The organism is Streptomyces apricus (assembly GCF_008369065.1).
Taxonomy (GTDB): Bacteria; Actinomycetota; Actinomycetes; order Streptomycetales; family Streptomycetaceae; genus Streptomyces; species Streptomyces apricus.
Window position 1 is genome coordinate 11,443 of sequence record NZ_VDFC01000062.1, and the last position, 7,196, is coordinate 18,638.

At 72.5% G+C, this 7,196-nt stretch carries 7 protein-coding genes; 6 read left to right on the forward strand and 1 reads right to left on the reverse strand.

Annotation, left to right across the window (positions count from 1 at the left end; translation table 11 throughout):
• Nucleotides 1-533 precede the first annotated feature (533 nt).
• The 6 genes from FGF04_RS32840 to FGF04_RS32865 all read left to right on the forward strand — a co-directional run bounded on the left by FGF04_RS32840 (nt 534) and on the right by FGF04_RS32865 (nt 5,726).
• Nucleotides 534-1,079 (forward strand): hypothetical protein, encoded by a 546-nt coding sequence (locus FGF04_RS32840; protein ID WP_149515037.1) that lies wholly within the window; start codon nt 534-536, stop codon nt 1,077-1,079.
• A gap of 2 nt (nt 1,080-1,081) precedes the next feature.
• On the forward strand, nt 1,082-2,293 hold the full coding sequence (locus FGF04_RS32845; protein WP_408055699.1) for a sensor histidine kinase: 1,212 nt from the start codon (nt 1,082-1,084) through the stop codon (nt 2,291-2,293).
• Complete coding sequence (locus tag FGF04_RS32850) at nt 2,290-2,973, forward strand: response regulator (protein ID WP_149515038.1); 684 nt, start codon at nt 2,290-2,292, stop codon at nt 2,971-2,973. Before FGF04_RS32845 ends, FGF04_RS32850 begins: the two co-directional genes overlap by 4 nt.
• Before the next feature lie 144 nt (nt 2,974-3,117).
• Nucleotides 3,118-3,786 carry a TetR/AcrR family transcriptional regulator gene (locus FGF04_RS32855; protein ID WP_149515039.1) on the forward strand — a complete coding sequence of 223 codons (669 nt, stop codon included), beginning with the start codon at nt 3,118-3,120 and terminating at the stop codon, nt 3,784-3,786.
• A gap of 7 nt (nt 3,787-3,793) precedes the next feature.
• Nucleotides 3,794-4,585: an SDR family NAD(P)-dependent oxidoreductase gene (locus FGF04_RS32860; protein ID WP_149515040.1), complete on the forward strand. Its 792-nt coding sequence runs from the start codon at nt 3,794-3,796 to the stop codon at nt 4,583-4,585.
• Between the two features lie 100 nt (nt 4,586-4,685).
• Complete coding sequence (locus tag FGF04_RS32865) at nt 4,686-5,726, forward strand: NAD(P)-dependent alcohol dehydrogenase (protein ID WP_149515041.1); 1,041 nt, start codon at nt 4,686-4,688, stop codon at nt 5,724-5,726.
• A 125-nt stretch (nt 5,727-5,851) separates the two neighbouring features.
• Here FGF04_RS32865 and aztD read toward each other — a convergent pair whose 3' ends face one another.
• Nucleotides 5,852-7,057, reverse strand: a complete 1,206-nt coding sequence (gene aztD, locus FGF04_RS32870; protein WP_149515042.1) for a zinc metallochaperone AztD — start codon at nt 7,055-7,057, stop codon at nt 5,852-5,854.
• Nucleotides 7,058-7,196 lie beyond the last annotated feature (139 nt).

A 7,196-nucleotide genomic window follows, 5' to 3' on the forward strand; every position in this document is an offset into this window, starting at 1 on the left:
GAAGTGGTACTGATCAACACGCTGTACGGGGGCGGGACTTCGGCCCGCCTTCCGCCGCGCCGGTTTGCTGGTGCGTAGAGATGGGTCGGTGCTTCTCCGGGTCTGCCGGGCGATCTGTTCTTTACCGCCCTGTCCGGAGGAGCCATGACGGTTCATCGTGTGAGCTGGTGCGTCGGGCACTGATGCCGGGAGTGTGGTCGTGACCGGGGCCGAGGCGACGGCCGCCAGGTGCCCGCCGGTGGATTCCCTCCGGTGAACGCCAGGCAGAGGAGCGCGCATCGCCGCGCCGTGCGGTGAACGGAGGCCGGGTGCACAGCACTTCGGCACGCAGTCGTCCGCCGGAGCCGCGGTGGTCGTACCTGTACGGACGCCTTCCGCGCCGGCTCCTCCCCGTCACCTGACGAAGCGGGTGACGGACCCTCGCAGCGATGGCGGCCGCCTCCCGGCCGACAAGACGCGCGTCGCCGAACTCCACCCACGTCTCCACCCGTGGGTCCAGGCGCGTAAGAGCCCGCGACAGCAGTCTTGAGGGCATGACCACAACCGACTGGATCACCGACATCGCCCTCGTGCTCGTAGTCTTCCGCCAGCTGCGGGAGAGCCGTCTGGACCTCAAGTCCTACCTGCTCCCTCTGGGGATCGTGGCCTTCGTGGCCTCCCACTACCTGCACACCGTCCCCACCGCGGGCAACGACCTCGTACTGATCGGTGCGCTCGTCGCGGCCGGCGCGGTGCTCGGCGTCGCGGGTGGCCTCTACACCCGGATCCGCCGTACCGGCGACCACCTCTTGATCAAGGCGGGCGCCGTCTCCGCGGTCCTGTGGGTGCTCGGCATGGGAGCGCGCATGGGGTTCCAGCTCTGGACCGACCACGGCGGCGCCGACGACGTGGCCCGGTTCAGCGTCACCCACGACATCACCACCGGCCAGGCCTGGGTCGCGGCCTTCGTGCTCATGGCGCTGACCGAGGTGCTCACGCGCCTGGCCACGATCTTCGTCCGGAGCCGCCTGGTTGCGGCCGGGGAGCAGCTCCCGGCGGGTGCGCGTCCCGCCGTGCCGGCCCTCGACCGCACCGCCTGACCGTGGGCTATGGTCGCGGCGTGTCCGCATCCACCGGCGTCCCCGACCCGGGGCCGGCCCCCGACCGGGGAGCCGGCCTCCGGGCCGTGCCCCGCCAGGACCCGCGCCTGCAGTGGGCCGTCACCCTGGCCGTGATCGTCGCCGCGGTGCTGACGGTCCGTCCGCTGGGCCTCAGCGGCCGCGGTCTGGCGGTGGCCGCCCTGATCGCCGTCAGCTCCCTCGCACTGCTCGCGCGGCACCTGCCCGAGTCCAGGGTCCCGCCCCGCGTCGCCCTCGTCTGGCTGACCCTCGGTGTCGTGGCGGCGGCTGCCCTGATCGGCGCCGGCCGCAGCGGTTCCGGTTACCTGTTCGCCTACTTCCTCGTCGGCCACATCGGCTACCGGCTCCCCCTCCGGCAGGCCCTCTCGCTCGCGGCCCTGGCCGGCCTGCTGTGCGGCGGCGTCCTGTACTTCCGCCTCGGCCCCGGTCACGAACAGCTGGCCTGGACCCTCGGCCCGACCGTCGCGGTCCCGGTCGTGGCCGGAATCCTCGGACGCAGCAGGCAGCGCGCCGTGGAGGCCATGCTCTCCTCCGCGGAGTCCGCCGAACGGGCCGCCCGCGCCGAAGCCCGCACCTCCGTCCTCACCGAGCGCGCCCGGATCGCCCGGGACGTCCACGACGTGCTGGCGCACTCGCTGGCCGGGATCAACATGCAGCTGGAGCTCGCGGACGCCCTGATCGACACCGGCGACCTGGCGAAGGTCCGGGAAGCGAACAGCAAGGCCCACAGCATGGTCAAGGAGAGCCTGAAGCAGGCCCAGTGGACCGTGCACGCGCTGCGCGAGGACGCCCTCCCCCTGCTGGACACCCTGACCGCGATGATCGAGTCGTCCGGCCGCCGTGACGCCCTCACCGTCACCGGAACCGTCCGCGAACTGCCGGCGCGGGCGACCCAGAACCTGCTGCGCATCGCCCAGGAGGCCCTCACCAACGCGACCCGCCACGCTCCGGGCGCGCACACCGGGGTCGAGCTGACGTTCGACGACGCCTCGACGACGCTGAGGATCCGCAACGGGCCCCCGACCGGCGGGGCGGGCGCGGGCGCCGGAAGCGGGATGGGGCTGATCGGCATGCGCGAACGGGTGGCGCTGCTGGGTGGCACCATGACCGCGGGCCTGGTCACGGAGGGGCCCGACCGAGGCGGCTGGCAGGTGGAGGCAGTGATCCCGGCATGAGCGAACCGACCGAGACCCCGCAGCGGCTGAAGGTGGTCGTCGCCGACGACCAGGCCGCCGTCCGCGAACCCCTGGCCGCGATGCTCGGCCTGTCCGAGGACATCGAGGTCGTGGCCGCCGCCGCGGACGGCACCCAGGTGCTCACCGCCGTCGCCGCCGCGCCGGTGGACGTCGTCCTGATGGACCTGCGCATGCCGGGCATGGACGGCACCGAGACGACCCGCCGGCTCAGTGAGGGGCATCCGCAGGTCGCCGTGGTGGTGCTGACCACCTTCGCCGACGACGACTCGATCCTGGCCGCCCTCGGCGCCGGGGCCCGCGGCTACCTGACGAAGAACGCGGGGCGCCAGGACATCCTCCGCGCCATCCGCGCCGCCGCGGCGGGCCAGGCGGTCCTCGACCGCGAGGTCCAGGACCGCCTGCTGGCCACCGTCCGCGCCGGGTCGCCCGCCGCGGGGCGACCGCAGGCGCTGCCGCTGCCTTTGCCGCAGGATCTCACCCAGCGCGAGCGCGAAGTGCTCACCCTGATCGGCCGGGGACTGCCGAACCGGGCCATCGCCGCACAGCTCTTCATCAGCGAGGCCACGGTCAAGACGCATATCAACAACCTGTTCGCCAAGGCGGGCATCCGGGACCGCGCCGACGCCGTCCGCCGCGCCATCGCGGCGGGCCTGGCCTGACCCGACGCGGCCGCCTGAGACACAGCCCCGTTGGAGACACGGTTCCGCCGAGGACACAGTCCCGCCTGAGGAAATGTCCCACTGGGAAAAATGTCCCCACGGGAAACATGTCCCAATGGGACATTGAGAGCTATCATCGGAAACATGGAGGCAACGGAGCCCGGCACCACGACGGAGGACCGGCGGCAGCGCAGGTCCAGGCAGACCCGCAACGCGCTGGCGACCGCCGCCGTCGACCTGATCCTGGAGCGCGGGCTCGCCGCGACCACGGTCGAGGCGATCGCGGAGCGGGCGGACGTCACACGCCGCACCTTCAGCCGGAACTTCACCGGCAAGGAGGACGCGGCCCTCGACTTCGTACGCGGTGACGGCGACCGCATCAACGCCCTGCTGCGGACCCGGCCCGCCGCGGAACCCCCGCTGCTGGCCTACCGCAGGGCCGTCCGCGACTGGCTCGCCGACCGCGACGACCCGGCCTGGCACCTGCGCCCCCGCATACGCCGCCTGCTGGCCCTGCTCGACCAGGAGCCGGCCCTGTTCGCCGCGTACGAACGCATCCGGGTCGACGCGCAGGACGAGTCGATCCGCATCCTCGCCGACCGGCTCGGCACCGACGCCGAGCGGGACGTGCGCCCCGCCGTCGTGGTCGACGCCGCCGCCGGAGTCCTCAGCGCCGCCCTGCGCATCTGGGCGCGCGGCGCGTCCGGCCACGAAACGGCAGCCGCAGACCTCGCCGCCCTGGKGGAGCAGGCCTACGACGCCCTGACCCAGGAGGCCGCGTCCGCGGCCTCGCACCCCACCCCCGAAGAGTGAGAGCACCATGAGCACCACCAGCGACACCGCCTCCGTCACCGACTACGCGACCGAGTTCGCCGGGAGGACCGCGCTGGTCACCGGCGCCGCCTCGGGCATCGGCCTGGCCACCGCCCGCCGCCTCGGCGCCGGCGGCGCCAACGTTGTGATCGCCGACCACAACGCCGAAGGCGCCGAGAAGGCCGCCGCCGACCTGCGCGCCGAGGGCATCGAGGCCGCCGCGGTCGCGGTCGACGTGACCAGCCCCGAGTCCGTGGCGGCGGCCGTCGCCTTCGCCGTCGACACCTACGGCGCGCTGGAGCTGGCCGTGAACAACGCCGGCATCGGCGGACCGAGCGCCCCCACCGGTGAGTACGACATCGAGGCCTACGACCGCGTGGTGAGCACCAACCTCAACGGCGTCTTCTACTCCCTGCGCCACGAACTGCCCGCCATCGAGGCGGCCGGCCGCGGCGGCGCCGTCGTCAACGTCGCCTCCATCCTCGGCTCGGTGGGCTTCGCCGGCTCCTCCGCGTACGTGGCCGCCAAGCACGGCGTGGTGGGCCTGACCAAGACCGCCGCCGCCGAGTACGCCGCCAAGGGCATCCGCGTCAACGTGGTCGGCCCCGGCTTCATCGAGACCCCGCTGCTGCGGACCATGGACCAGGAGGCCTACGACGGCCTGGTCGCCCTGCACCCCGCCGGCCGGCTCGGCCGCTCCGAGGAGGTCGCCGAGCTGATCGCGTTCCTGCTCTCCGAGCGCTCCTCCTTCGTGTCCGGCAGCTACCACCTGGTCGACGGCGCCTACACCGCCCTCTGAGCACGGCGGCGGTCCACAGGCCGCACGGCGGCAGCGCAGAAGAAGCAGAGCAAGAAGCACAGCGAGAAGTGCAGCAAGAAGCACAGGAAGAAGGCAGGCCATGAAGGCACTGCAGTACCGCACCATCGGCGCCGCACCCGAGGTCATGGAGGTCCCCGACCCCGAACCCGGCCCCGGGCAGGTGCTGTTGAAGGTCACCGCCGCCGGCGTGTGCCACTCCGACATCGCCGTGATGAGCTGGCCCGCCGAGGGATTCCCGTACGAGCTGCCGCTCACCCTCGGCCACGAGGGCGTGGGCACGGTCGCCGCGCTCGGCGCGGGTGTGAGTGGTGTCCGTGAGGGCGACGCGGTCGCCGTGTACGGCCCCTGGGGCTGCGGCACCTGCGCCAAGTGCGCGGAGGGCAAGGAGAACTACTGCCTGCGCGCCGACGAACTCGGCATCCGGCCGCCGGGCCTGGGGAGGCCGGGATCGATGGCCGAGTACCTGCTCGTGGACGACCCGCGCCACCTGGTCCCGCTGGACGGGCTCGACCCGGTCGCGGCGGTTCCGCTGACCGACGCGGGACTGACGCCGTACCACGCGATCAAGCGGTCGCTGCCGAAGCTGGTACCGGGGTCGACCGCGGTGGTCATCGGCACGGGCGGGCTCGGGCACGTCGCCATCCAGCTGCTGCGGGCCATGACGCCGGCCCGCGTGATCGCCCTCGACGTGACCGAGGAGAAGCTGCGGCTGGCCCGCCAGGTCGGCGCCCACGAGGCGGTGCTGTCCGACGCGCAGGCGGCGTCCGCGATCCGTGGCCTCACCGGCGGCGTCGGGGCGGAGGCGGTCTTCGACTTCGTCGGGGCCCAGCCCACCCTGGCCACCGCGGGAGCCGTCGCGGCGGTCGAGGGCGACATCACGATCGTCGGCATCGGCGGCGGCACCCTGCCGGTCGGCTTCGGCCAGCTGCCCTTCGAGGTGTCGGTCAGCGCCCCCTACTGGGGCAGCCGCGGCGAACTCGTCGAGGTCCTTGCACTGGCCCGCTCCGGTGCCGTCTCGGTGCACACGGAGACCTTCTCCCTGGACGAGGCGCCGCTCGCCTACGAGCGGCTGCACGAAGGGAAGATCAACGGACGCGCGGTGATCCTCCCGCACGGCTGACCCCGCACCGGTACGGCCCGGCTGCACAAGCGAAGTGGTCCAGGACCTGCGAACCGCGTCCCGCTCCCGCCCTCGCGCCCCCGGCTGCCGACAGGCCACCGGGGGCGCAGGGGCGGTACGCGTGATCAATGGCCCGGGACGACGCCCGACAGCTCGTTGGTGCTCTGCGGCAGCGTGACCGAAACGGTCTTCCGGCCCGTCTCCAGGTCGATGGCGTGCAGCGCCTTCTTGCCGGGCTCGGAGACGTAGGCCGTGCCTCCGCGGACGAACAGGGTGGGCCGGGGCTGCTGCCAGTCCAGCGGCTCCTGCCACTTCCCGACGGCCGGGATCTTCTTCTCGACCTTGCCGCTGTCCTGGTCGATGACGTGGACGGCGCCGTCGGTGCCCAGGACAAGTGCCTCGCCCTGCGGACCGCGGGCCAGCGAGCGGAAGGAGTAGCTGGTGCTCAGGTCGACCAGGCGCAGCTTCTTCTTTCCGGTGTCGATGAGGGAGATGCGGGTGGGCCTCTCCAGCTCGGCCTCCGCGTCGGTCTTGTAGTCGCCCAGAAGGACCGGGGAGACGTCGCTGCCGGCCTGGTTGCCGATGCGGCCGTAGGCGTCGGGCGCGTCGATCTTGGTGAACTCGCCGTCCTGGTAGATCAGGATGCCGTCCTCACAGCCGACCGCGATCGCCTCGTTCTCCGCGGCCGCCTCGCCGTGCACGCCGGGGCACTTCTCGTAGCGGGCGATCTCCTTGTTCTCCTTGTCCAGCACCAGCGCGCCGGTGCGCTTCTCCTCGGTGCCCAGCGTGCTGAGGAGTTGGCCGTCGGCCAGCTCGATGGCGACACCGTGGTGTGCCTCGGCGGAGGCGTAGGTGCGTCCCTTCGGCTTCTTCCCGCTGCTCAGGTCGGCGGGGTCGAAGACGTTGACCTCTCCCGTGCCGTCGGTGAAGAGCACGGTCTTGCCGGCGTGGCGTACGACGTGGCCGGGCTTTGCGCCCTTGTACTCGATGTCGGTGAGGGTCTGCCCGGTGGCGTTCAGGACGCGGAAGCCGGTGTCGGTGGAGACGACGACGTGGTCCTCGTCACCGGCGGGGTTGACCCGGTTGAAGCCCGCCATCTTCAGGGTTTTGGCCGGCTTCAGGCTCTCGCCGTCCAGGATGTACAGGCCGCCGTCGAAGGTGGCGACCAGCGGGTCCTTGACCGCGGCGGCGGGCTTCGCGCTCGCGGTGCCGTCGGCCTCGGCGTCGGAGGACGAGGCGGAGCCGTCCCCTCCGCAGGCGGTCAGGACCGTGGACACCGCCAGGGCCAGTGCCGTTCCGGTGAGAGCCCTGTTACGTATCGACTTGTTCATGTGTGTTCCTTGTCCGGGCCGCTCGTCGGCGGCGCTGGTGTGGGACGGTCTCGGTCCGTCGGTCGGGGTGCGGGGCAGCGGGGGAGGTCAGCCGGCGGTCGGGGTACGGGGCAGTGGGAGAGGTCAGCCGGCGGTCAGT